This window comes from Arthrobacter cavernae (genome assembly GCF_017368795.1).
In the GTDB taxonomy this organism is placed as follows: domain Bacteria; phylum Actinomycetota; class Actinomycetes; order Actinomycetales; family Micrococcaceae; genus Arthrobacter; species Arthrobacter cavernae.
The window spans coordinates 18,679-38,924 of record NZ_JAFNLL010000043.1; the positions used below are offsets into that span (position 1 = coordinate 18,679).

Sequence of the window (20,246 nt, forward strand, 5' to 3'; positions counted from 1 at the left end):
GCTGCTGTTCCCCGGCCGCGGGCCCGGTGGTTGTGGTCCATCTGCAGGGCCAGCGTGGACTTTCCGCAGTCCAGGGTCCCGGAAAAGACGATGAGCTCAGCCACGCCGGCCCTTCTTGCCTCCGGCCTGGAAGCAGAGCAGCGGCACCTCGCGTTCAGCCTTGGTCAGGGAGCCGTGCTGCCCCACGACTTCCATGGCCGTGGGGCGGACGCGGCGCGTGTCATAGAGGGCCAGGGTGTCCCGGGCCGCGATCATGACGTCGCCGATGCGGGGTGCCACCCCGGCCTGTACTGTGCCGAACAGGCCGGCGTCGATGGCCTGTTCACGGGTGAACGCCCAGATCCGCTCCCCAAAGCGGCTCCGCCAGGCGTCCAGCAGGGCGTCACGGCGGGAAGCACCGGCGTCGGGCTCCATGTACAGGTGGACCATGCGCGGCTCGCCCGCCGTGTGCCGGACACCGTCAATGAGGGCCGGCTCCGCCGAGTAGTCGAGGCGCTGGGACTCGGGGACGTCGAGCATGCCGTGGTCGCCGGTCAGCAGGATGGTGGTGCCGGCCGGAAGACTTGCCGAGAGCCTCTTGACAGTCGAGTCGACTTCCTCCAGCTGGTGCTCCCAGCGCTCCGACTGGCAGCCGTAGCGGTGCCCGGCCTTGTCGAGTTCGTTGACGTAGAAGTACATGAGGGAACGGCCCCCGCCGGACATGGCCTCGGCCGCTGCGGCGGTGCGCGCGTGCAGCGAGGTCCCACCGACAAAGCGGCTTCCGCGCAGGGCGGCCTGCGTCATGGGCGAGTTGCCGAACTGGGGCAGGCTGATGGTGACGACGTCGATCTCGGCGGCAACGCGTTCGAACACCGTGGGGTGCGGCTGCCACTGCTGCGGATCGACGCCGGCGTCCCAGTTGCCCAGGAGGTTGACCACCTTGTCCTGGGCCGGGTCCAGGACGTCGTAGCCCACCATGCCGTGCTCGCCTGCGGTGCGGCCGGTGCCCAGGCTGGCCAGCGAGGCCGCGGTGGTGCTGGGGAAGGCCGAGTCCAGCCAGACGGGCACCGCGCCCTGGCCCGCGGCGACCACGGAGCGCAGGAACGGCGTGTGGGAGGCCTTCTGCTTGAGCAGGCCGCGCCCGAGGCCGTCCGCGAGGACCACGCACACACGCTGGCTTGCCGGCAGATTCAGGGCATTGCCGAAGCCGGGGAGCCCAAGGCTTGCCGCAGCACTGGTGAAGACTTCCGCGATGGACTTGCTGCCGTAGAGCGGCGGAGCGGGCAGCTCAGCAGCTGCTGCCGCGGCAACCGGCGCTCCGACGGTCTCCTGCGCCTGACTCTGCGCGGGCCCCATCAGCGCTGGTGTCCGCGGCTGAGCCTGTTACCGAAGACTCCGGAACGCGGTCGCGGCGCGGGGAGGGTGGCGTGCTGGGCGGGGGCCGCCGTGCCGGTGTTGACGGCACGCAGCGCCCGGGCGAACACCTTGGCGTCTTGGACTGCCTGCAGCCCGTCTGCTTCGGCACTGATGCGCAGGACGATGTCTTCCTGGGCGATGGTGCCGCTGTAGCCGTGGTCGGCTTCGCACTGGGGGTCCCCGCAGCTCGCCGGGCCCATGTCCAGGCGCTGGCCGCCGGACCAGGCGATGGACACGGTGAGCTCGCGCACGGGATCCGAGGGTTTGTAGTCCTGCGGCTGGGAGTACATGTAGCTCAGGACCACGGAGCGGATCTGGGCCACGGGAACGGATTCCGTGGAAATCTGGGCCACGGTCTGCTCACCGGCCTCGTCCAGCTGCTGGTCGTCCACGTGGGTGATTACCAGCATGTCCTCGGTGAGCACCAGGACGGTGATGTGGCGGCGGACCTCGGCGCGGTCGAAGTGCGTCTCGAGGTGGACCAGGTGGGACAGGCAGTCGCGCCCGTCCAGGGCGTCCTCGACGACGTCGGCCACGAGCCGCGGGTAGAAACCGGCCTGCTGCAGGGCCTGGTCCAGGCTCTGTCCCTGCGAACTGTGGTTGTGCGCTGTGTGGTGCCCGTTGACAGGGCGGGACTGAGGCGTCGGGGACTTGGTGCTCATATCCCCCATTTTCACAGATCGGCCATGGACTTCATAACCGCGTGGCGCCCGACGGCTGGGCCCACGGCGCCAAGGTTCCCTGGCCGCAGCGAAGCAAGGCTAGGGAGGCGGCTGGGACTAGCCGCGCATGGCGCGGCGGGCGCTGTCCGTGCGTTGTGCGGCGTTTCCGATCCACACCTCGGCCGCCAGGATTTTCGCGCCGGACGGGCCTGCCAGGACCGGATTGAACTCCACCAGGGCGATTTCCGGGTGCTCGTCCTTGAGCCGCGCCAAGCGGGAGGCGAGGTCCTCCAGGGCTGCGGTGTCCACCGCGGGAAGGCCCTGGTAGCCGAACAGTTTCCGGGCCGCATGGGGTGCCCGGATGAAGTCGTGGAGGTCCGCGGAGGACAGCGGCGGGACGCGGTGCGCCCAGTCGTCGAGCAGGTTGACGGCGTCGCCGGCCAGGCCAAAGGAGACCACGGGCCCCAGCAGCGGGTCCTCGATGGCCCGGAAGGTGCAGGCCTGGCCCACGGGGGCCATGGCCTGGACTTCGAGCGACGGGGAGCCGAAGGGCTCCAGCGCCCGCCGCATCTGGGCGATGTTCAGCCGCAGCGATGCGGGGTCCTGGATGTCCAGCCGGACCCCGCCCAGGTCCAGCCGGTGGCGCAGGGCCGGATCCGTGGTCTTCAGGACCACGGGCCAGCCCAGGTGCCCGGCCGCCTCGACGGCCTCGTCCTCGGTGCCGAATCCGAGCGAAGGAAGCACGGCGATGCCGTAGCGGGCCAGCAGCCCGGCGGCAGCGCCGGCGTCGAGCCTGACGAGCTTTTCGCCGGTCACCGCGGCCAGCAGCCGGTCCAACTCCTCCCGGGTCCCCTCGGCGTCGCAGCCCTCCGGTTCCACGAACATGCCCTGGTCGCGGTCCAGCCAGTGTGCGTAGCGGACCACGGCTGCGAGCGCCGCCACGGCTGTTCCCGGGTTCGAGTAGCACGGAAGCGAAAGCGGCTGGCCGCCGTCGCCGCCAAGCAGGCCCTCCACCAGGATCGAAGGGTCCAGGATGCCGGAGAAGGCCGCCACCACCGGTTTGCCCGCCTCCGCGGCGCATTCGGACAGGACAGCGGCCAGCGCCTCCACGGTCAGCCCGCGCGCGGGCAGCAGGGCCGCGACGACGGCGTGCACGGCCTCATCCGCCAGGGTGGCCTGCAGGCTGGCGCGGAGGGCCGGCAGCGCCAGGGACATGCCGGCGTCGAGGTCCACGCCGGTTTCGATGCGGTCCACGTCCAGGCCGTGCGTGCCGGCGCTGTCGGCCACCACCTTGCCAAAGGCCACGGAGTTCGAATACACGGCAATGGACGGGCCCTTGGGCAGCGCCTGGCTGGAGACGATCTGGGCCACGTCCATGAGCTCCTCGATGGTCTCCACACGGATGACCCCGGCCTGGCGCATCATCGCGTCCAGTGCCGCCGCGGGGGCCTGGGTGGTCCGGACCTCGTGGCCCGGCGGCAGCCGGAGCCCGGTGACGTCGGATTTGGCGACGATCACCGGTTTGCTCCGCGAGAGCCTGCGGGCCAGCCGGGAGAACTTTCGCGGGTTGCCGATGGATTCGAGGTAGAGGCCAACGGCGGCGGTGTCCGGGTCATCCTCCCAGAACTGCATGACATCGTTGCCGGACACGTCGGCCCGGTTCCCAGCGGACAGGAAGGAGGACAGGCCCAGGCGGCGGCGGCTCGCGGCGGCGTACAGGGAGACGCCGATGGCTGCCGACTGGCTGAAGAGGCCCAGGACACCACGCCGGGGCATGCTGGGCGCCATCGAGGCGTTCAGGGCGACGGCCGGGTGCGTATTCAGGATGCCCAGCGACTCGGGTCCGATGACGCGCATCCCGTTGGCCCGGGCCCGCCGCACGAGTTCGTGCTGATTCGCGAGTCCGCGTTCGCCGTCTTCGGCAAATCCTGCGGTTGCCACCACGATCCCCTTGACGCCGGCGGCGGCGCAGTCGTCCACCACCTTGGCCACCTCCGCGTAGGGCACGGCAATGATAGCGAGCTGCACGGGTCCTGGGACCTCGGAGATCCGGCTGAAGGACAGCATGCCGGCCAGCTCGAAGGCCTCAGGATTGACGGCGTAGACGGGGCCGGTGAAGCCGCCTTCGATGATGTGTTCGAGGAGCTGGTAGCCGATGGTCCCCCATTTGCGGCTCGCACCGATGACGGCCACCGACGACGGCGCCAGAAGGTCGCGCACGCTGCGCGCCTCGGCGCGGTGCTCCCGGGACTCCATGACGCCCCGGGATTTTTCGGTGGGGTCCACATTGAACTCAACGCTCACCACGCCGTCGTCGAAGTGCCGCTTGAGGTCGTAGCCGGCGTCGGCGAACACCATCAGCATCTTGCGGTTGTCCGGGAGGACCTCGGCGGTGAAGCGGCGGATGCCGTTCTCCCGGGCTGCCGCGGCCAGGTGCTCCAGGAGGATGGAGCCGATGCCGCGGCCCTGGTGGGCGTCGGAAATGTTGAACGCGACCTCGGCTTCGCTGGGGTCCTCGAGGCGGTCGTAGCGGCCGATGCCCAGGATCTCGCCGCCGATGGTGATGACGAACGCCACGCGGTCAACGTGGTCCACCTCGGTGAAGCGGCGCAGCTCCTTGCCGCTCAGCTTGGGCTTGAAGGAGAAGAAGCGCATGTAGATGGAGGCCTGCGACTGGCTGGCATGGAAGGCCTGCAGGGCCTCCGCGTCCGCTGGCGAGATCGGCCGCAGATGCGCCGTTCCGCCATCGCGCAGGACGACGTCGGCCTCCCAATATTCCGGATAAATGCCGACGCCGGGCTGATCCACCATAGGCTTAGCCTAGCCAAAACATCCGCAGTACATCTTTAAGGATCCACCGACCCCATGGCCCGCAGCCAAAACCCCGCACGCACCGGCGAACCCGCAGGGGACTTTACCGAGAACATTGTCGACATCGACGTCACGTCCGAGATGGAAGGTTCCTTCCTGGAGTACGCGTATTCGGTGATCTATTCGCGCGCCCTTCCGGACGCCCGCGACGGTCTCAAGCCGGTGCAGCGACGCATCCTGTACATGATGTCGGACATGGGCCTGCGCCCGGACCGCGGCCATGTGAAGAGCGCCCGCGTGGTGGGCGAGGTCATGGGCAAGCTGCACCCGCACGGCGACACGGCCATCTACGACGCCATGGTGCGCATGGCGCAGGACTTCTCGCTGCGCCTGCCGCTCATCGACGGGCACGGCAACTTCGGTTCGCTCGACGACGGCCCGGCCGCGCCGCGGTACACCGAAGCGCGCCTCGCGGCCGCTGCGCTGACCATGACGGACCACCTCGACGAAGACGTGGTGGACTTCGTCCCCAACTACGACAACCAGCTGACCCAGCCCGACGTCCTGCCGGCAGCGTTCCCCAACCTGCTCGTCAACGGCGCCACCGGCATCGCCGTCGGCATGGCCACCAACATGGCCCCGCACAACCTCGTGGAGGTCATCGCGGCCGCACGGCACCTGATCGCGAACCCGGATGCCACGCTGGCGGACATTATGGCGTTCGTTCCGGGCCCGGACCTGCCCACCGGCGGGCGCATCGTGGGCCTGGACGGGATCCGCGACGCCTACGCCACCGGGCGCGGCTCCTTCAAGACCCGCGCCAAGGTGGAGGTGGAGCAGCTCACGGCCCGCCGCACCGGCCTGGTGGTGACCGAGCTGCCGTACATGGTGGGCCCGGAAAAGGTCATCGAGAAGATCAAGGACGCCGTCAACGCAAAGAAGCTGACCGGCATCAGCGACGTCGTGGACCTCACCGACCGCAACCACGGGCTCCGGCTCGTCATCGAGCTCAAGAACGGCTTTAACCCCAACGCCGTCCTGCAGCAGCTGTACCGGTACTCGCCGATGGAGGACTCCTTCGGCATCAACAACGTCACTCTGGTGGACGGCCAGCCGCAGACCCTCGGGCTGCTCGAGCTGCTGCAGGTCTACGTGGGGCACCGCCTGTCCGTGGTGCGCCGCCGCACGACCTTCCGCCTGGGCAAGAAGAGGGACCGCCTCCACTTGGTGGAGGGCCTGCTGATCGCGATCGTGGACATAGACGAGGTCATCCAGATCATCCGTTCCTCCGACGAGGTCTCCGCGGCCAGGGAACGGTTGATGTCGATCTACGACCTCAGCGAAATCCAGGCCAACCACATCCTGGAACTGCGCCTGCGCCAGCTGACCAAGTACTCGCGCCTCGAGCTGGAAAAGGAGCAGGAGCAGCTGCGCCTGGACATCGCCGCCCTCCAGGCCATCCTGGACTCCGATGAGCTGCTCCGGGAGCTGGTGTCCGGCGAGCTCGCCGAGATCTCCGAGAAGTACGGGACCCCGCGGCGCACGGTGCTGCTCGAGTCCGAGGCCGTCTCCCCCACCGTCGCCGCAGCGCTCGCCGCGGCCCCCGGCGCCAAGGGCAAGGCCGCCGCGCTGCCCATGGAAATTCCGGACGATCCCTGCTGGGCGCTCCTGAGTGCCTCCGGGCAGATTGCCCGCACCTCCACCCAGGATCCCCTGGCCGAAGCCGGGCCCCGGAGCAAGCACGATGTCTTCCGTTCCGTGGTCAGGACCACCGCACGCGGCGAAATCGGTGCCGTGACCTCGCAGGGGCGCATGCTGCGGCTGCAGGTCATGGACGTGCCGGTGCTCCCCCCGGTTTCCGGTGTCCCCAACCTGGCCGGCGGCGTGCCTGCCAAGGACTTCATCACCCTGCTCAAGGGCGAAACGCTGGTGGCCTTCGTGCCGCTGGACGCGGTCCTGGCCCTCGGAACGGTCCAGGGCGTGGTCAAGCGCGTCCAGCCGGACTACCCGCTCAACCGGGAAGACTGGGAGATCATCGCGCTCAAGGACAAGGACACCGTCCTCGCCGTGGAGCCCGCCCAGGACGACGACGTCGAACTCGTGTTCGTGACGCAGCAGGCCCAGTTGCTGCGGTTCAGTGCCTCGAATGTGCGCCCGCAGGGCCGCACCGCTGGCGGCATGCAGGGCATCAAGCTCGCCGCCGGCGACGAGGCCATCCACTTCGGCGCCGTCCGCGCGGACGACCCCGCCGCCGTCGTCGTGACCATTTCGGGGACCAGAGGCGCGCTGCCGGGCACCGCGCCGGGAACGGCCAAGGTTACGGCCTTCGACGAGTACCCGGCCAAGGGCCGCGCCACCGGCGGCGTGCGGGCGCACCGCTTCCTCAAGGGCGAAGACATGCTGCTGCTGGCCTGGGCCGGGCACGGCCCCGCGAAGGCCTCCTCATCGGCCGGCGTCGCGCGCGCCCTGCCGCAGGAACACGGCCGCCGCGACGGCTCCGGCATCCCCTTGTCCCAGCCCGTGGAGGAAATCGGGCCGAGCATGGCCTGGGCGGAGACCGGAGCCCCCGGGGCGGAGGGCTAGGGGCACGGCATAAAAGGCCTAGGCCGGCGGTTCTGCCGCCGGCCCCCGCCTTGCCGTTCCTGTGCCTCTTGGTGCTTTCTAGGGCATCGTGGCGATGCTGAGGATGTTTCCTTCCGAATCGAGGAACCAGCTGCCGCGTTCGCCGTCCGGCATGGTGGCGACGCCGTTCTCCGTCTTCAGCCCCGGGAAGTCGTATTCTTCGAAGACGACGCCACGGGACTTGAGATCGGCCATTTCCTGGTCGAGATCGGCAACCTGCCACCCCATCTGGGTGTTTTTGGCGGTCCCGGCGTTGGGCGTCTGATAGATCATGAAGGCCGTGCCGTTTCCGCACTTGTACATCAGGTTGTCAGTGGCTTCCGGATTGTCCGGTTCCAGGCCGAGCTTGTCCCGGTAAAAGTCCCGGGCGCGGCTGATGTCGCTGGCCGGCAGTACGGCCGCGACGCTTAGATCCTTGAGCATGGCTGTTCACTTTCCGGGCTCTGCCCCGGGATGAACTTTACTCCTGACGACGCTGCAAGTACCGGGCAAATTGCTTCAACTTTGCGGGCTCCCGGCGTTCGGCGCAGGCGGGCCCTAGACTGGGCGCATGCCGATCATGCCTGACGACAAAGACTGGACCTGGGTGCTGTCCCGGCCGTGCCCCGAATGCGGTTTCGACGCCACCACCGTCACCCCTTCCACCGTGCCGGGAACTGTCACCAACATGCTGCCGCGCTGGCGCCAGGTGCTGCGCCGCGAGGATGTCGCCGTGCGGCCCAACGGGCACACCTGGTCCGCGCTGGAGTACGCCTGCCATGTGCGCGATGTCTTCAGCCTGTTCGACCAGCGGCTCAACCTGATGCTCAGCGAGGAGGGCGCCACGTTCGCCGACTGGGACCAGGACCAGGCAGCGATCGACGGCGACTACGCCGGCGCGGATGCCCGTGCCGTCGCGGACCAGCTGCAGGCCGAAGGCGAGCAGATCGCCGCGACGTTCGCCGCCGTCGTCGAGGACGAATGGCAGCGGACCGGAACCCGGAGCAACGGCTCCGCCTTCACGGTGCTGACGTTCGGGCAGTATTTCCTGCACGATGTGGTCCACCACCTGCACGACGTGGACGGCTGAAGGTGGACGGCTAAAGCAGCTTCTCCCACGACATGGAACGGTTGACCGCCGTATAGCCCATGCCCATGTACAGGGCCAGGGCGCCGGTGGGGTTTTCCGAGTCGACGTCCAGCGAGGCCACGTCCATGCCGGAGCCGGCGAAGCGGCGCATGGCATCGGCCAGCAGCGCCTGGGCGATCCCGCGCCCCCGGTAGGAACGCCGGACGCCCAGGAGTTCGGTGTAGCCCTCCGTAAAGCCACGTTCGGCTGCCGTGTCCGGATCAAAGCTCGCCAGCTGGTAGCCGGCCACCTCGCCGCTGGCTGGGTCAAGGACCACGGTGCTCCAGTCAGGCCGGAGCAGGGGGTGCTCCAGCGTGAAACGCCAGGATTCCTCATCCCGTGGCTCGCTCCCCCAGTGGTCCCGGAAGGCGTCGTTGTGGGCCAGCCGCGCGGCCTCATGCAGCGAGGGCTCCAGGGTGACGAGTTCCAGCCCTTCAGTCACTGGCACTTCCGGGAGAGGGACCGCCAAGGACCGGTGCATTTCGTTGTACCAGCGGACCGTCGTGTAGCCCAGCCGCTGTAGCAACGCCGAACGGCCCCGCTGGCCCTCCTCGTTGAAGATCCGCAGCCTGGCCTGCACCGGCGCGTGACCTGGGCTCGCGTCCGCGGCAAAGCGCGCCACGGCGAGCCGCTCCTGCCAGGCCACAATGGCGGTGCCGATGCCCCTACGCTGCCAGCCGGGGTCCACGCATCCCATGCCCTGGGCCTTGTCACCGTCCGGGTTCTTGGCAAGGCGGCCATAGGCGCGCGGGACGCCGTCGCCGTCGGTCCCCAGCACGGTGTGGGTGCGCGGATCGTTCTTGCTGTTCTCCAGGACCTGGACCAGGTCGGCGTGCTTGTCGAACCAGACGGGATGCTCGACGGCGGCCGCGCGAGCAATCAGGGCGGCCCAGCCGTCCAAGTCCGAGGCCGTGGCGGGGCGCCAGTCCAGTCCTGTTGCAGCGGAGTCCGGATATTCCGCCCCGGCGAAGGCTTCTTTCCTGGCGTGCGTGGTGAACGGTTGCGCAGTGAACGGTTGCGCAGTGAACGGTTGCTCTGTGGAAGACATGCCAACAGGCTACTGAGAAGTACCCTGTCCCACCAGCTCCGGCGCGCCTGGCGTACCGCCGCCGGCATACGGGACAGCGGCATCCAGGGAAGCCAAGTCCAGGCGTGCGTCCGCCGGGTCTATGTCCGCCGGGTTGTGCGTCACCAGGACCACCGTGACGTCCTTCAGTCCCGCACGGAGTTCGGCCATCATGGTCCGCGCGGAGGCGGCGTCCAGGTGCGCTGTGGGCTCATCCAGCAGCAGGACCGAAGCTCCGCTGAGGAGGGTCCGGGCCATGGCGAGCCGCTGCCGTTCGCCGCCGCTGAGGAAGGCCCCGCCGGGGCCGATCCGCGCGTCCAGCCCGCCGGGCATTCCCGCCACCAGGGCGGAGAGCCCGACGGCGGCCAGCGCCCGGTGCATGGCGTCGTCGCCGGGCTTGTTGCCGGCGGGCCGGGCCAGCAGGAGGTTGCCGCGGATGGTGGAGTCGAAGAGGTGGGCCTCCTGCGGGCACCAGGCTGCCGTGCCAGTGAGCTGCGTGGTGCCTTCCTGCACGGGGAGGAAGCCCAGCATCACGGAGAGCAGTGTGGACTTGCCGGAGCCGGACGGTCCGGTGACGGCGAGCCAGCGGCCCGGGGCCGCCTCTGCGCTGAGCCCGCTGAACACGGCCGGACCCCCGGGCCAGGCCGCCGCGGCGTTGTCGAACCGCAGCCCGGAGACGTTGCCGGGGCGGTCGGGCAGGGGCCGGACGCCGGCGTCGGGGATGCTGCGGCCGGGAGCCTCCAGGGCGCCCGAGCCGGCCACGCGATTGAGGACCGCCGCGAGGGCCGGCGCCTGGCGCAAGGCAGTGACCACGGCGGCGTACGGTTCCACGAGGGCGAGCTGCATGAGGACCACGACGGCGGCAATGGCCGGCGCTGCTGTACCGCCTTCCACGGCCGGCGCGGCGAGCAGGCCCGCCCAGAGGGCTGCCAGCGAACACGCGAGCACCGTGATTGCCTGGCCCAGCCCCTCGGCCCAGGCCGAGCGCTGGGCTGCTGCCGTGGCGGCACGGTCGCTGCCGCGGAGCCGGCGCAGGACCGGGGCCGCAACGCCGTTGGCGCTGAGTTCGGCCCGGGCGTCCAGGGCGGAGGCGACGCCATCCAGGACCACCGAGCGGAGCTGCTGTTCGGCCCGGGCCGCGTTCCGGTCCGCAAGCAGTGCGGCCACGGGAGCCACCACCAGCCCACAGAGCGCGGCAAGGGCGACGGCAGGCACGGCGGCCGGCACCAGCAGGGCCGCAGCGGTGACGCCGGAGGCCGCGACGGCGAGCGCCGTCAGCGGGGGAAGCACCACCCGGGGCAGCAGGTCCCGGAGCGTGTCGACGTCGTCCACCACCGCGCCCAGCACATTACCGCCCTGCAGCAGGCGCCGGAGGGACAGGGCGCGGCGGCTGAGCGTGGCCCACAGCGAGCCGCGGAGCCGTGTCATGGCGGCGAAGACGGCGTCGTGGGTCAGGAGGCGTTCCCAGTAGCGGAGCACGGCCCTGCCGATGCCGAAGAACCGGACGCCGACGATCGCGCCCAGCAAATAGAGGATGGGCGGCTGTTCGCTGGCGCGGATGATCAGCCATCCGGACAGGCCGGACAGTGCCACGGCGAACAGTGCCGCGAGCGCGCCCACGGCGCCGGCACCGGTGAAGCGCAGCCACAGCGGGCCGAGGATGCGTGCCAGGCTCCGTCCGGCGCCTGGCACTGCCGTGACCAGGGCAGCCGCCGCGGAATCCGTGGCCGGGGCGGAGGAGGTCCCGGCAGGGAGCGTTCGGGATACAGCGTCGCGTGCGGGGACGGCCTGCGCGGTGCCGGACGTCCCGCCCGGGACGGCGCCCAGCGTTACCACGTGCTCGGCGAGCGCCCTGGTCTCCGCGTCGTGGGCCACCAGAATCACGGTGGCCGTGCCGCGCAGCGACTCGATGGCCGAGCGCACGGCCTGGGCGGATTCGTGGTCCAGGTGGGCCGTGGGTTCGTCCAGCAGCAGCACAGTGGCACCGGCGTCGAGGCGGGCCAACCCGCGGGCCAGTGCCACTCTGCGCAGCTCGCCGGGGCTCAGTTCCGCGGGGTGTTTCGCCGCCAGGTGGGCCGCCGACGCCCTGGACAGGACCGCCCTGGCCGCGGCGTCGCCGGAGCCTGCGCCCCCGCGCTGCCCGGCCTCGTCATCCCCGCCCTCGTCTCCTCCACCCAGATACAGGACGATCTCCTCGAGCACCGTGCCGGCGACCATGGCCGGGTGCTGCGGAACCCACGCCACGGCGCCTTCGCTGATCCCGGTGATCCGGCCCGTCACGGCGGCGCCCGCTCCGTCGCCGATGGTGCCGGCCAGGACTCCCAGTACGGTGCTCTTCCCAGCGCCGCTGGGCCCGTCGAGGGCAGTGATCCGCCCCGCCGGGGCGTGGAAATCGAGAGGCCCGACGGCGGCCGTCCGCCTCCCCGTGTAGCTCACGGACAGCCCGGTGACGTCGACGCCGGCCGGCCTGCCGTCGTCGGGCGTGCCGGAAGCGGACTCCAGCCGCCGGGCGCGGGGGGTGTCCAGGACGCCGTTGGCGGCGGCGAGCGCGGCCCGGCCGTCGTCGCTGGCGTGGTGGGCCGTGCCGAGTTCACGCAGGGGCAGGTAGCAGTCCGGGGCGAGGATCAGTGCCAGCAGCACGGCCTCCAGGCCCATGTCCCCGGCTACCAGCCGCACGCCGATGAACACGGCCACGACCGCCACGGAGATCGTGGCGATGAGCTCCAGGGCCAGGGCGGAGAGGAAGGCCGTGCGCAGCGTGCCCATGGTGCGGGTGCGGTACTGCTCGGAAATGTCCTCGAGGGCGGCGCGCTGATCGCTGGCCCGCCCCAGCCCCACCAGGACCGGCAGGCCCTTGGCCAGTTCCAGGATGTGCCCGGAGAGGCGGCGGAGGGTGGCCTGGGCCTCACGCACGCGGTCTTCGGTGTGGCGGCCGATCAGCACCATGAAGAGCGGCACCAGGGGCACCGTGAGCACGATGACCACGGCGCTGACCCAGTCGGCGAACAGGATCCGGGCCCCCAACAGCAGGGGCACGGCGGCGCAGTTGACCAGTGCCGGCAGGAACTGGGTGTAGTAGTTGTCCAGCGCGTCCAGGCCGCGCGTCGCGAGGACTGCGAGTCCGCCGTCGCTCATCCCCTCGCGACCGTCCGCCGCGCCGCTGTGCAGCGAGCGCTCCAGCAGCCGTGAGCGGAGTTCCTCCTTGACCCCCAGGGCCCCGCGGCGCGAGGCGACACCCTGGCCCCACACGGCGAGGGAGCGCAGCACCGCACCGGCGGCACCCCAGGCGAGCTGCTCCCGCCACCCGGCTCCCCCGCCGGCGAGGCCGGCCAGCATCGCGGCCACGGCCTGGCCCATGAGGACCAGCGACAAGGCCTTGAGCGCGGCGAGCAGGCCCAGCAGGTACAGGGCGGCGCGGGTGGACGGTCCGGCGGGGAACTCGGGCTTCATGGGCTACTCCGAGGCGCCGGTGCCGGGTGCCGCGGGCTTCGCCACCAGGACCTTGGCCGCGATGGCCGGGAGGAAGCCGTGGGCCGGCGGGATGTGGGCGGCACTGACACGGCGGCGGAACACCCAGTAGGTCCAGGCCTGGTAGGCGATCACCAGGGGAAGGCCGAACGCGGCCACGATGCTCATGAGGCCCAGCGTGTAGTCCGAGGACGAGGCATTGGAGATGGTCAGGTTGAAGGCCGCGTCCAGGGTGGACGGGATGACCACGGGGAAGGCTGCCCCGAAGATCGATGCCGTTGCGCAGACCACAAAGGCGCCCAGCGCGGCAAACGACCTGCCCTCAGCGCCCTTCCGGGCCAGGATCCACGCAGCCGAGACGGCCAGCACACCGGCTGCCACCAGGGCCCATGTCCAGGGCTTGCCGCTGAGCAGCTGCACGGAAACCATCCAGCCCAGCATGGGCAGCACGGCAACGGGGACCAGCCGCACGAACCAGCGGCGTGCCCGGTGCCGGACATCGCCGTCGGTCTTCAGTGCGAGGAACGCCAGCGCATGGACCAGGGCGAAGGCCACCACGCCGAGGCCGCCCAGCAGCGCGTAGCCGCTGAACCAGGCGAAGGGTCCGCCGCTGCGGTCGCCGTTGGCGTCCAGCGGGAGGCCTGTGGTGGTCAGGGCCAGTGCGGCGCCGATGCCGAAGGCGGCCACGAAGGAGCCGACGGCGATCGCCCAGTCCCAGACGGTGCGCCAGCGCGCAGTGTCCACCTTGCCCCGGTATTCGAAGGCCACGGCACGGAAGATCAGCGCCACCAGCACGCAGAGCAGCGGCAGGTACAGGGCCGAGAACAGCGAGGCGTACCACAGCGGGAACGCGGCGAAGGTGGCGCCGGCGGCGGTCAGCAGCCAGACCTCGTTCCCGTCCCACACCGGGCCGATCGTGTTGAGCAGCACGCGCCGGTCCGTGTTGTCACGGGCGAACAGCTTCATGAGCATTCCGACGCCGAGGTCGAAACCCTCCAGGAAGAGGTAGCCGGTCCAGAGCACGGCGATGGCCACGAACCAGATGGCAGGCAACAGTTCCATTCGAGATTCCTCTGCTTCCTAGTAGGCGAATGCCAGGACGTCGTCTTTGTGCTGCCCCGGGGCGCCGGGCGTTCCGCCGTCGCCGGCCGCCTCCGGGCCATGGCCGAGCTCCGGCATCGCGGAGACCACGCCGCCGCGCACGTACTTGACCAGCAGCCGGACCTCGACCACCAACAGCACTGCATAGATGGCGGTCAGGACCACCAGCGAGGTCATGAGCTCGCCGGGGCCGACTCCCGGCGAGACCGCGGCGGCGGTGAACATAAAGACCTGGTCGATGCCGTTCGCATCCGGGTTGGGTGCCACGACGAAGGGCTGGCGGCCCATTTCGGTGAAGATCCAGCCCGCCGCATTGGCGCCGAAGGGGGCCAGGATGCCGAAGACGGCAAGGCGCATGAGCCAGCGGGACTGCGGGACAGCGCCCTTGCGGGTGGCCCAGAGCGCCAGCAGTGCGGCGAACGCGGCGATTCCGCCGAAGCCGATCATCATGCGGAAGCCCCAGTAGGTCACTTCCATCACGGGAACGTACTGGATTTCCTGGCCTGCGCGCTCGCCGTACAGGGGGTTGTCCGGGAGGTGCGTGCCGTAGTCGGCCTTGTACTGGTCCAGCAGGCTGTTCACGCCTTTGACCTCGGTGGTGAAGTCGCCCTTGGCCAGGAAGGAGAGGATGCCCGGTACTTCAATGACGGCCACGATGTCGTCGCAGTTCTTGGCACCCAGGTTGCCGACGCTCAGGACGGAGAAGCCGGTGCCGTCATGGCAGGCGGCCTCGGCGGCGGCCATCTTCATGGGCTGCTGTTCGAACATCAGTTTGCCCTGCAGGTCACCGGTGAGTGCTGTGCCGGCGAAGGAAATCATGGCGACCACGGCGCCGATGCGCAGGGAGCGGATCCAGACCTGGTAGTCGGTCGTGTCCCGGCCCGGAATGGCGGTTTCGCCGGGGATGGCCCGGCCGTCCGCGCCCACCGTGTCGATGCCGTCATGGCGGCGGCGCCACAGGTGGTACCAGGCAATGCCGAGCAGGAAGGCCCCGGCCACGCCGAGGGCGCCGAAGAGTGTGTGGGGCACGGCCACCAGTGCTGTGTTGTTGGTGAAGACGGCCCAGGCATCGGTCATGACGGGCCGGCCGTTGACCATTTCCACGCCCACGGGGTGCTGCATCCAGGAGTTGGCCACGATGATGAAGTAGGCGGAGAAGATCGAGCCCACCACGGCAATCCACAGGCACGCGAGGTGCACGCCGCGTTTGAGCTGCTTCCAGCCGAAGATCCACAGGCCCAGGAAGGTGGATTCGACGAAGAAGGCCAGCAGGGCTTCAAGGGCCAGCGGTGCGCCGAAAACATCGCCGACGAAGCGGCTGTACTCGCTCCAGGCCATGCCGAACTGGAATTCCTGCACGATGCCCGTGGCCACGCCCATGATGAAGTTGATCAGGAAGAGCTTGCCCCAGAACTTGGTCATCCGGAGGTATTCGGGCCTGCCCGTGCGGTACCAAATGGTCTGGATCACGGCAACCACCAGCCCCAGGCCGATAGTCAGCGGCACCATCATGAAGTGGTAGACGGTGGTGATTCCGAATTGCCAGCGTGCAATTTCCAAGGCGTCCATGGCTGTCCTTTGTCCGGTGGACCGAAGTGCGGCCTCCCTATTTCTACGTTACGTAGAAAACTACTCTTCTACACAGTGTAGAACAAATGCCGTCACACGCTTACCATTCTTCAAGCGGTGTCACAGTGCCGCAAGGGGGGCGGGCGGAGGCATTGCCGGGCGGAGGCCGCCGCTGCGGGCCACGAACCCGCCCTCGCCACGCCGATGGTTCTACCTCGCGTAGAATCAACGGCCGAAAAGCGGTAGATTGATGGTGGAATGTTGGATCATCGCCTCTTGGGCGGCCGGAACGGCCCCGGGAGACGGAAGGTAGGGACGTATAGATGGCAAGTCTTGGCGAACTGGAACGGGCAGTCATGGACCTGCTCTGGGCAGGCCACGAGGCCGCGACAGCCAATACTCTCCGCGACCTGCTGGCGCAGGACTCCGCCGCGGTGGACGGCAACGCCGGCCACCAGGGCAAGGATCTTGCGGTGACCACCGTGCTGACGGTGCTGTCCCGCCTGGAGAAGAAGGGCCTGGTGGAGCGCGAACGGGGCACCCGCCCGCACCGCTACCAGGCCGTGTCCAGCCGGGCAGACCACACCGCCGAACTCATGCACGAGGTCCTGGGATCCGCCCCGGACCGCGAGGCCGTACTGGCCCGCTTCATCGGTTCCGTCACGGAAGGCGAAGCCGCAACACTGCGCAAACTGCTCGGCTACAATTAGCCACTATGTTCTGGACCTCATACTTCCTGGCGGTCCTGGCATTGATTCTGGCGTGGCCTGTGCCCGTGCTTTTATCGCGGGCCCAATGGCCGGCACGTTCCCCCTTTACGGCCATGGTGCTGTGGCAAGCGATCGCATTGGCCGGTGGGCTCTCGATGATCGGCGCCATGCTCGTCTACGGGCTTGAACCGATCGGCGAGAACCTCATCGCCGGGCTCCGCGGACTCGCCGGCATGGTCCTGCGCAACGAGCCCACCACCGCGCTGGGCTTCTGGCACCTCTTCGCCCTGTCGGCCGCGGCCCTGCTCAGCGCGCACCTTGTGTTCACGCTGCTGCTCACCTACTACAAGATCGAGCGCCAGCGCCGCCGGCACCGGCAGCTGCTGGAGCTGCTCGCGTCACCGTCCGACGACGGCCCGGGCACCGTGGTCATCAACCACGACTCCCCCGTGGCGTACTGCCTGCCGGGCGGCGCACGGTCAGTGACTGTCCTCTCGGACGGGCTCATGGCCGCCTTGGAGCCGGACGAACTCCGCGCCGTCCTTATCCACGAAAACGCGCATCTGAGCCAGCGGCACGACCTCCTGCTCTGGGCCTTCGCTGCCTGGCGGCAGGCGCTTCCTTGGTTCCCCACCACCCGGCTGGCCCAGACGGCGGTCAACTCCTTGATCGAAATGCTCGCCGACGACGTCGCGCTGCGGACCGAAAGCAAAGGCACGCTCATCAAGGCCATCGCCATCGTCGCCAGCGGCTCCCCGGCACCGGGCGCGGAGCGGGGGCCGCTGGCAATGGCGGGAACCGGCGTCGAGGACAGCGCCCTGAGCGCCACCGGCGGCGCCGATTCACCGCGTACGACGGCGTCACGCGTCAGCCGCCTGCTCTCACCGAAGCCGCCGCTTGCCAGAGGGCTGCGCGCCCTGGTGCTGGCGGCGTCGGCGATGCTGCTGGCAGTGCCCACGGCTCTGCTGATCGTTCCCGGCCTGCTGGGCTGACCCGGCCGCGCCGGCCCGACATCGGGGACCCCGCGGGAAAGCCGTCAGGCGTCGATGCGTTCCCGGTCCAGGGTTGCCGCACCGGCGATGATGAATTCCTTGCGCGGGGCGACGTCGGAACCCATCAGCAGATCGAACACTTCCTCGGCCCGCTGGGCGCTCTCGATGCCCACCTTGCGCAGCGTGCGGTGGCGCGGATCCATGGTGGTTTCCGCGAGCTGCTGCGCATCCATTTCGCCCAGGCCCTTGTAGCGCTGGATCGGCTCCTTGTAGCGCTTGCCTTCCTTGGCAAGCTTGGCCAGGAGCACGTGCAGCTCGGCCTCCGAGTACGTGTAGATCATCTCGTTGGCCTTCTGGCCCGGGTTGATGACCTCCACGCGGTGCAGCGGCGGCACGGCGGCATAGACGCGGCCCTGCTCCACCATGGGACGCATGTAGCGGAAGAAGAGCGTCAGCAGCAGGGTGCGGATGTGGGCGCCGTCGACGTCGGCGTCGGTCATGAGGATGACTTTGCCGTAGCGGGCGGCGTCGATGTCGAAGCTGCGGCCGGATCCCGCTCCCACCACCTGGATCAGGGCGGCGCATTCGGCGTTGTTGAGCATGTCGCCCACCGACGCCTTCTGGACGTTAAGGATCTTGCCCCGGATGGGCAGCAGGGCCTGGAAGTCCGAGGAGCGGGCCAGCTTGGCCGTGCCCAGGGCCGAGTCGCCTTCCACGATGAACAGTTCCGAACGTCCGACGTCGTCCGTGCGGCAGTCTGCAAGCTTGGTGGGCATTGAGGAGGTTTCCAGGGCGTTCTTGCGCCGCTGGGTTTCCTTGTGGACGCGCGCCGAGATGCGCGATTTCATTTCGCTGACGATCTTTTCCAGCAGCAGGGCCGACTGGGCCTTGTCGTTGCGGTTGGCGGAGTTCAGCCGGGTGGTGATCTCCTTCTCCACCACCTTGGCGACGATCGCCCGGACGGCGGAGGTGCCGAGGATTTCCTTGGTCTGTCCCTCGAACTGCGGCTCGGCCAGGCGGACCGTCAGCACGGCGGTGAGCCCGGCCAGGACGTCGTCCTTTTCGATCTTGTCGTTGCCGGCCTTGAGCTTGCGGGCGTTGGTTTCCACGGCCTTGCGGAACGTCTTCAGGAGCGCCGCCTCGAAGCCGGCCTGGTGCGTTCCGCCCTTCGGCGTGGCAATGATGTTGACGTAGCTGCGCATGGTGGTCTCGTAGCCGATGCCCCAGCGCAGCGCGATGTCCACTTCGCAGTCACGCTCGACCTCGGCAATCTTGCTGTGGCCGTTTTCGTCCAGGACGGGGACGGTCTCCTTGAACTTGCCTGCGCCGTGCAGCCGCCAGACGTCCGTCACGCCCGCGTCGGCGGCGAGGAATTCGACGAACTCCGAGATGCCGCCGTCGTGGTGGAAGACCTCTTCGTGGCTGCCGTGTTCGCCCGGGGTGCCGGGCAGCCTGCGCTCGTCCCGGACCGTGATCTTCAGGCCGGGGACCAGGAAGGAGGTCTGGCGGGCGCGGGCCGCGAGCTCGTCATAGGAGAACTTGGCGTCGGGGGTGAAGATCTGCCGGTCCGCCCAGTAGCGCACCCGGGTGCCGGTGACGCCGCGCTTGGCCTTGCCGACGACGTCGAGCACGGAGTCTTCGACGAACGGCTCGAAGGGCGCGGCCGGGTTCGGCTTGGAGCCGGTGTCCTTGAAGCGGCCGGGCTCGCCGCGGCGGAAGGCCATCTGGTAGGTCTTCCCGCCGCGGTCCACTTGGACGTCGAGGCGCCCGGAAAGGGCATTGACCACCGAGGCGCCCACGCCGTGCAGGCCGCCGGAGGCGGTGTAGGAGCCTCCGCCGAACTTGCCGCCGGCGTGCAGTTTCGTGAAGACGACCTCGACGCCGGTGAGTCCCGTCTTGGGTTCGACGTCCACCGGGATGCCGCGGCCGTCGTCGTGGATCTCTACCGAATTGTCCGCGTGCAGGATGACCTTGATGTCGTGGCCGAAGCCGGCGAGGGCCTCGTCAACGGAGTTGTCGATAATTTCCCAGAGGCAGTGCATGAGGCCGCGCGAGTCCGTGGAGCCGATGTACATGCCGGGGCGCTTGCGGACCGCTTCCAGACCCTCCAGCACAGACAGATGCCGGGCGTTGTATTCAGAACTCGGTGCCACTCGCGGTGCGCTCCTTCAGGGATATATCAAGGCAAACAGTGCTCATACTAGGCTAGCCGCCCCGGCCTTGTGGCATGGGCTGCGACGCCCGAACGTGCCGGACGCCACTTCCCTGCGTTACGCACATGTGATACGCGGACAGCGAACGTGATCCATCCTTGGCATGGTTTGGCTACGAATACTGGTTATATGGATATACAGAACTACTAAGGAGGCCGACATGACAACAGCAGTTGCAGACCGCACGCTCAACGCAGTTGACCGGTGCGATCGTTGCGGGGCACAAGCATATGTCCGCGCTGTACTCGAATCCTCCGGTGGGGAGCTGCTCTTCTGCGGCCACCACGCACGCGCAGTTGAGGCCACGCTCCGGCCAATGACCTCCGACTGGCACGATGAGACGGGCCGCCTCAGCGAGAAGGCACCCGTCCCGGTCGACTAGACGGGATGGCGCCGGCGCACCACGCCGGCACACAACTTCACAGCATCAGGGCTTCTCCTACCAGGAGGGGCCCTGATGCTTTTAATACGCATCACGGTGGCAAAACAGAGCGGGCCCCTCCGGAAAACTCCGGAGGGACCCGCACAC

General features: G+C 69.1%; 14 protein-coding genes and 1 pseudogene. 5 read left to right on the forward strand and 10 right to left on the reverse strand.

Going from position 1 to position 20,246, the window contains the following annotated elements; genetic code table 11:
• Positions 1–8: 8 nt before the first annotated feature.
• From J1902_RS19820 to J1902_RS15590, 4 genes and pseudogenes are all read right to left on the reverse strand, one after another.
• Positions 9–104: pseudogene (locus tag J1902_RS19820) on the reverse strand (thymidine kinase); the annotation flags it as partial.
• Positions 97–1,335 carry an alkaline phosphatase family protein gene (locus J1902_RS15580; RefSeq protein ID WP_207617227.1) on the reverse strand — a complete coding sequence of 413 codons (1,239 nt, stop codon included), beginning with the start codon at positions 1,333–1,335 and terminating at the stop codon, positions 97–99. The pseudogene J1902_RS19820 and the gene J1902_RS15580, both read right to left, overlap by 8 nt.
• The gene (locus tag J1902_RS15585; RefSeq protein ID WP_207617228.1) at positions 1,335–2,057 is read right to left on the reverse strand and encodes a DUF5998 family protein; all 723 of its coding nucleotides are present in this window, start codon (positions 2,055–2,057) and stop codon (positions 1,335–1,337) included. Before J1902_RS15585 ends, J1902_RS15580 begins: the two co-directional genes overlap by 1 nt.
• 117 nt (positions 2,058–2,174) lie before the next feature.
• Positions 2,175–4,868, reverse strand: a complete 2,694-nt coding sequence (locus tag J1902_RS15590; protein WP_207617229.1) for a bifunctional acetate--CoA ligase family protein/GNAT family N-acetyltransferase — start codon at positions 4,866–4,868, stop codon at positions 2,175–2,177.
• A 54-nt stretch (positions 4,869–4,922) separates the two neighbouring features.
• On the opposite strand from J1902_RS15590, the gene J1902_RS15595 reads away from it, so the two are divergent.
• Positions 4,923–7,451, forward strand: coding sequence for a DNA gyrase/topoisomerase IV subunit A (locus J1902_RS15595; RefSeq protein ID WP_207617230.1), 2,529 nt, complete (start codon positions 4,923–4,925; stop codon positions 7,449–7,451).
• A 78-nt stretch (positions 7,452–7,529) separates the two neighbouring features.
• Here the strand turns inward: J1902_RS15595 and J1902_RS15600 are convergent, their stop codons facing one another.
• Positions 7,530–7,913, reverse strand: a complete 384-nt coding sequence (locus J1902_RS15600) for a VOC family protein (RefSeq protein WP_207617231.1) — start codon at positions 7,911–7,913, stop codon at positions 7,530–7,532.
• 127 nt (positions 7,914–8,040) lie between these two features.
• Between J1902_RS15600 and J1902_RS15605 the strand changes: the two genes are divergently transcribed.
• Positions 8,041–8,559, forward strand: coding sequence for a DinB family protein (locus tag J1902_RS15605; protein ID WP_207617232.1), 519 nt, complete (start codon positions 8,041–8,043; stop codon positions 8,557–8,559).
• A 10-nt stretch (positions 8,560–8,569) separates the two neighbouring features.
• Here J1902_RS15605 and J1902_RS15610 read toward each other — a convergent pair whose 3' ends face one another.
• Genes J1902_RS15610 through J1902_RS15625 form a run of 4 tightly spaced genes read right to left on the reverse strand, consistent with a single transcriptional unit; the run spans position 8,570 to position 15,802 of the window.
• Positions 8,570–9,646 carry a GNAT family N-acetyltransferase gene (locus J1902_RS15610; protein ID WP_207617233.1) on the reverse strand — a complete coding sequence of 359 codons (1,077 nt, stop codon included), beginning with the start codon at positions 9,644–9,646 and terminating at the stop codon, positions 8,570–8,572.
• A gap of 9 nt (positions 9,647–9,655) precedes the next feature.
• The gene (gene cydD, locus J1902_RS15615) at positions 9,656–13,114 is read right to left on the reverse strand and encodes a thiol reductant ABC exporter subunit CydD (RefSeq protein WP_207617234.1); all 3,459 of its coding nucleotides are present in this window, start codon (positions 13,112–13,114) and stop codon (positions 9,656–9,658) included.
• Positions 13,115–13,117: 3 nt separating this feature from the next.
• Positions 13,118–14,194 (reverse strand): cytochrome d ubiquinol oxidase subunit II, encoded by a 1,077-nt coding sequence (gene cydB / locus J1902_RS15620; RefSeq protein WP_207617235.1) that lies wholly within the window; start codon positions 14,192–14,194, stop codon positions 13,118–13,120.
• Positions 14,195–14,212: 18 nt separating this feature from the next.
• Positions 14,213–15,802 carry a cytochrome ubiquinol oxidase subunit I gene (locus tag J1902_RS15625; RefSeq protein WP_207617236.1) on the reverse strand — a complete coding sequence of 530 codons (1,590 nt, stop codon included), beginning with the start codon at positions 15,800–15,802 and terminating at the stop codon, positions 14,213–14,215.
• Positions 15,803–16,125: 323 nt separating this feature from the next.
• On the opposite strand from J1902_RS15625, the gene J1902_RS15630 reads away from it, so the two are divergent.
• Together J1902_RS15630 and J1902_RS15635 are read left to right on the forward strand one after the other, a co-directional pair.
• Complete coding sequence (locus J1902_RS15630; protein ID WP_207617237.1) at positions 16,126–16,512, forward strand: BlaI/MecI/CopY family transcriptional regulator; 387 nt, start codon at positions 16,126–16,128, stop codon at positions 16,510–16,512.
• A 5-nt stretch (positions 16,513–16,517) separates the two neighbouring features.
• On the forward strand, positions 16,518–17,504 hold the full coding sequence (locus J1902_RS15635; protein WP_207617238.1) for a M56 family metallopeptidase: 987 nt from the start codon (positions 16,518–16,520) through the stop codon (positions 17,502–17,504).
• Between the two features lie 44 nt (positions 17,505–17,548).
• Here J1902_RS15635 and J1902_RS15640 read toward each other — a convergent pair whose 3' ends face one another.
• Positions 17,549–19,657: a DNA gyrase/topoisomerase IV subunit B gene (locus J1902_RS15640; RefSeq protein WP_207617239.1), complete on the reverse strand. Its 2,109-nt coding sequence runs from the start codon at positions 19,655–19,657 to the stop codon at positions 17,549–17,551.
• A 220-nt stretch (positions 19,658–19,877) separates the two neighbouring features.
• Between J1902_RS15640 and J1902_RS15645 the strand changes: the two genes are divergently transcribed.
• The gene (locus J1902_RS15645) at positions 19,878–20,099 is read left to right on the forward strand and encodes a DUF7455 domain-containing protein (protein ID WP_207617240.1); all 222 of its coding nucleotides are present in this window, start codon (positions 19,878–19,880) and stop codon (positions 20,097–20,099) included.
• Positions 20,100–20,246: the final 147 nt, after the last annotated feature.